Here is a 2,685-nt window from a genome sequence, read left to right on the forward strand (position 1 = left end):
CGAGCACGCCGACATCTGGAACATCCCCGGCCCGCCGCACAACACGCTGGACCACATCACCGACCGCGGCGCCGTTCTGGACGCCCACTGCGCCGCCATCGGCCGCGACCCGCGGACGATCACCCGCTCCGTGCAGTACCTCGTCTCCTACGACGACCCGGCCGCCGACCGCGAAGCCATCACGGAACTCATCGCCGCAGGCATGACGCACATCGTGCTGAGCCTGCGCAGCCCCTACCCCCCACAGATCGCGCGCTGGCTCACGGAGGAGATCATCGCGCCCGTGCGCAGCGCGACCGGAGAACTCTGACGCCAGGGCCACTGGCTGCCGGAGGCCGCCGCTAGGATCCGGGGAAAACAGGACAGGGCGGCGGACGGGGCCAGGGCATGCGTTACAAGAGCGAAGCTGAGATCATGCAGGCGCTTGGGATCGATTCCTGGCGGAACCTCTCCAGAGACAAGATGATCAGGTTCGCGGCGATGATGCCCGACATGGACACTGAGGTGGCTCTCAAGATCGTCGAGCAGTTCCCCGTGTTCAAGGATTTCGCCAAGGATGCCGTGGACGCGATGGAGAAAGCGCATCAATCCACGCTCTCGGCCAACAAGCAGAGCCAGAAGCATGTCCATCGGGCCTTCCGGGAGATCAGGGAAATCCTCAAGGGTGAACTCAGCAAGGACGACCTGAGCTGGGAAGAGAAGAAGTTCCTCATCGAGCAGATCCAGGAAACGGGAAGGCTGGAGTTCCAGAAGGACAGCGAGAACAAGAGGTTCTTGGATGCGGCCCTCAGGAAAGTGATGGTCGGCGCCGGTGCCGCAATCGGCCTGGCCGTTGTTTTTGTCGGCGGCAAGCTCATAGCCGAAAGCAAGGACAGCCCCGATGACTCTCTGGAGGCGTGACCTTGACTCACCGGCAGGCTCGCTGACCTGCTTGGATCCCCAGGGTGACGACGAACTCTCCTGTTCCCCACCCGGATGACGCCGATGCCGACCGCCTGACGACCCTGCTGGAAGATGCCGCCACGGGCCAGGCCAGTCAGGCCTGGAGCGACCTCTGGACGGAGCTTTACCACAACGGCTCCCTGGATCCCGCCGATCCGCTGGTGCTGCACACGCTGGCCGACATGGCGGAGGCCGACGAAGCCGACGTCGCGGCTTCGGCCCTCCACCTGGCCGGCGCCCTTCTCGTCCAGGCCGACCAGCGGTACGAGACCCGGAACCTCCGGCACCAAAATGCGCCGGAAGTCGCACGCCTCCTGGATGCCGCGAACCGGTGGCGGCAGGTCACCGCCGGCCGGAACGACTACTGCTGTCTGATCGAGGCGGTCCTGAACCTGGAAGGCGACATCCACTGGGCGGAGGAATTGATCTGGGGCCTCGTCAGCGAGGAATACGAGCTCGAGTGCCCCGATCCCGCAGGGTGCGCGTCGATGTGGGTGATTATCGGAGAGCGGGGCTTCTTCAGCGCGGCGGAGGACTACGCCCTGTCCGACGACGTCGAGACCTTCCCCCTCCACCCGGCCGACCCCCTCACCCTGGAAGGCCTCGGCCGGCGCCTCCACGACCTCGCCCTGGCCGACGGCCACGATCACGTCGCGCGCGCCCTGACGTATGCCTTCGGCGAGGCGACCTGCCCGGAGTGTGAGCAGCGCTTCTCCGTCGTCGGGCAGGTCGTCGCCCGTGCCGGCTGAGGACCGCGTCGGGCCGACGGAGTGCGAACCCACGACCGGTACCGGGCCGGCTGGTAGACGCGCGACGGGGCAGCCGGCAGAGCACTCCGACACGCTCCGACGCCAGACGCGGCCCCCAGGTTGCCTCAACCCGCAAATTTTTCAGATGTGGCGTACAACCATACGGCTCCTTCATGGGTCCTTCACACGCAAGCCACAGAACCCCTGGGGAGATCGTGTACCACCGCACCCGCATCAGACTCGCCGCCACCGTCGCCGCCGCCGGCATCTGCGCGCTCGGCCTCACCGCCTGCGACTCCGGCGACTCCGGCGACACCGTCACCGACAAGCCCAAGGCCAAGGCGTCGGCCAGCGCGACGACCGACGAGAAGCCGGCTGCCGAGAAGCCCGAGAAGACGGCCACCCCCGGCGTCGCCAAGGCCGGCGACACCATCGCGCTGAAGGGCCTGGAAGACGGCAGCAAGCTCGACGTCACCGTCGTCAAGGTCGCCGACCCGGCGAAGTCCAGCGACGAGTTCAGCACGCCCGGCTCCGGCAAGCGATTCGTCGGCGTCCAGTTCAAGCTGGTCAACACGGGCACCGCGGCGTACAGCGACAGCCCCGCCAACGGCGCCAAGATCACCGACACCGACGGCCAGCAGTTCCAGCCCACCTTCGCCGACATCACCGCGGGCCCCTCGATGTCCAGCGACGTGAGGCTGAAGCCCGGCGCCAAGGCGTTGGGCTGGGTCGTGTTCGAGGTCCCCAAGGGCTCCAAGACGGACACCGTCCAGTTCGCCATGAACTCCGGCATGGCCAACCAAACCGGTGAATGGAAGCTGTCCTAACCCCAACCGCCCCCGGCACCCCCCACCGCCCCGACCTCGACAACCGCCTCCCCCCGCCCCCACCAGGGCCGGCGCCACGGCGGCGCCCTCTACGACGCCCCCAGAGCTGTCGAGCGGTCGAGCCATAAGGCCCCGGACCATGACGGCGGTTTCTAGGGGTCGTCGCA

3 protein-coding genes and 1 pseudogene are annotated in these 2,685 nt (G+C 67.3%); all 4 read left to right on the plus strand.

The genetic code is table 11. The annotated features are described in order from the left end of the window. Nucleotides 1–310 (plus strand): annotated as a pseudogene (locus tag BBH68_RS38645) (LLM class flavin-dependent oxidoreductase); the annotation flags it as partial. 77 nt (nucleotides 311–387) lie between these two features. Then, a complete protein-coding gene (locus BBH68_RS38650) occupies nucleotides 388–900 on the plus strand; it encodes a 6TM ABC transporter family protein (protein ID WP_065968578.1) in 513 nt (170 codons plus the stop codon). Between the two features lie 44 nt (nucleotides 901–944). Further along, nucleotides 945–1,691, plus strand: coding sequence for a hypothetical protein (locus BBH68_RS38655; RefSeq protein WP_065968579.1), 747 nt, complete (start codon nucleotides 945–947; stop codon nucleotides 1,689–1,691). A gap of 215 nt (nucleotides 1,692–1,906) precedes the next feature. Next, nucleotides 1,907–2,518 (plus strand): DUF4352 domain-containing protein, encoded by a 612-nt coding sequence (locus BBH68_RS38660; protein WP_065968580.1) that lies wholly within the window; start codon nucleotides 1,907–1,909, stop codon nucleotides 2,516–2,518. Nucleotides 2,519–2,685 lie beyond the last annotated feature (167 nt).

Origin of the sequence: Streptomyces sparsogenes (assembly GCF_001704635.1) — a bacterium.
GTDB lineage: Bacteria > Actinomycetota > Actinomycetes > Streptomycetales > Streptomycetaceae > Streptomyces > Streptomyces sparsogenes.

Coding starts and splice junctions, on each gene's coding strand:
- BBH68_RS38650 (WP_065968578.1), top strand. CDS start 388: ATGCGTTACAAGAGCGAAGCTGAGATCATGCAGGCGCTTGGGATCGAT.